Source organism: Rubrivirga sp. (assembly GCF_049648075.1).
Taxonomy (GTDB): Bacteria; Bacteroidota; Rhodothermia; order Rhodothermales; family Rubricoccaceae; genus Rubrivirga.
Window position 1 is genome coordinate 1 of record NZ_JBARYR010000665.1, and the last position, 1873, is coordinate 1873.

1 protein-coding gene and 1 pseudogene are annotated in these 1873 nt (G+C 71.4%); one reads left to right on the forward strand and one right to left on the reverse strand.

Features of this window, described 5'->3' with window-relative positions; translation table 11 throughout:
* Positions 1–582: pseudogene (locus WBA11_RS17890) on the reverse strand (dipeptidyl-peptidase 3 family protein); the annotation flags it as partial.
* A 153-nt stretch (positions 583–735) separates the two neighbouring features.
* Here WBA11_RS17890 and WBA11_RS17895 point away from each other — a divergent pair.
* A partial coding sequence (locus WBA11_RS17895) for an alpha,alpha-trehalose-phosphate synthase (UDP-forming) (protein WP_424521996.1) occupies positions 736–1873 on the forward strand: 1138 nt, incomplete at its 3' end.

Genomic DNA, 1873 nt, shown 5'->3' on the forward strand with positions numbered 1-1873 from the left:
GTCTGGGACCACGGCTGCCGCAGCGCGGAGATGAGCGGCGGCGGCTTGATGCTCGTCGGCGAATGCGTCCTCGTACGGAACGCCGACTAAAGACCCGCCCTCGCGGCGAACCAACGTCGTCCTCGAGGTCAGGTCGAGTTCGGGGTAGAGGTCGGCGGTCGAGAGCAGCGTCGCCTCCTCGAGGTCGGGTGGGTACAAGCCCGCGCCGGCCGGCTTGGGATCGACACCGGGAAGGAACGGGGCGTCGCCGTCGAGCCGGTCCCACGGGCCGTAGTTGATGGCGAGGTACCGGCGGGCGGCCTCGCCGAACTCGAGCGAGCCCGGCGACCCCGTCTGGGCGACGAACACGCCGTCGAGAGCGCGGGCGGCGTCGATCAAGTGCGGTAGCGCCAGCCGCATCGAATCGGACAAGCCCTCGAGGTCGGGGTCGAGGGCGGCCGTGGCGTACTGTGCCAGGCGCAGGACCAAGAGGGAGTCCTCGGCGGCCGTAAGCCCGTCCGTTGTCGCGGTCGGGGAGGGGCCGGCGGGCTCGCTCTCACACCCAGCGGTCAGGACGGCGAGCAGGAGGACGGCGCGGCGCATCGAGGTCGAAGATAGAAGGCCGCTCGAGCGGCAGACGTGGCGCGTCCTCGAGGTCGGCTCCCGGTCCGAGGGCGCTACAGGAGACGCCCGGCTCGACCTCGAGGGCGAACAGCGCCCCGCCCCGCGCGTTGCCCTCTCCCCACCGATCCGCCCGTGTCCCTCGTCCTCGTCGCCAACCGCGCGCCCGTCCGCCAAACGCCGACCGGGTGGGCGCCCAGCCTGGGCGGGCTCGCGTCGGCGCTGCTGCCGGTCTTGGAGAACCAGGGCGGCGCCTGGGTCGCGATGCAGCCTCCCGGCGAGGAGACGCCGCTCCGCCAGACCTACCCGGAGATGGACCCCGCGTTCTCGATCCGCCGCGTCCCGCTCGAGGCCGACGAGTACACCGCGTTCTACGAGGGGATGTCGAACCGTGTCCTGTGGCCGCTCCTGCACTACCTCGTGGAGCACGTCGAGCCGGACCGGAGCTTCCGCGACGCCTACCGCGCCGTCAACCGGCGCTTCGCCCACGCCGCCTTGGACGTCTCGCGCGAGACGACCGACACACCGACGTACTGGATCCAGGACTACCACATGATGCTGGTCCCGGAGACGATCCGCGCCAGCCAGCCGGAGGCCCGGATCGGGTTTTTCTGGCACGTCCCATGGCCGGCGTCTGAGGTGTTCCGTGTTCTCCCGTCAGCGAAGGCGCTGCTGCGGGGAATGCTGGGCTCGAACCTGATCGGGTTCCACACCGAGGGCTACGCCGAGAACTTCCGCGAGTCGGCGCGCGACCTGCTGGGCGCGACCATCGAGGGCACGGCGGTCGTCCTCGAGGGGCACCGGTGCCGCGCCGAGTCGCACCCGATCGGGATCGACGTCGACCGCTTCGAGGGCCTCGCCCGCCGACCCGAGGTCGCCCTCGAGGCCGACAACTTCCGGTCCGACCTGGGCGTCGACCACATCGTGCTGGGCGTGGACCGGCTGGACTACACCAAGGGTCTGCTGCTGCGAATGGAGGCGTTCGAGCGGTTCCTCGAACTCTATCCCGAGCGCCACGAGACCGTCTCGCTCGTCCAGATCGCGACGCCCTCGAGGACGGGCGTGCCGGCCTACGCCAAGCTCAAGCGCGACCTCGACGAGGCCTCCGGCCGGATCAACGGCCGCTTCGGGCGTGGCGCCTGGGCGCCGGTCCGCTACCGGTACCAGTCGTTCGACCAGCCCGAGCTCGCCGCGTTCTACCGGGCCGCCGACGTCGCCTTCGTGACGCCGCTCCGCGACGGGATGAACCTGGTCGCGCACGAGTACGTCGCCG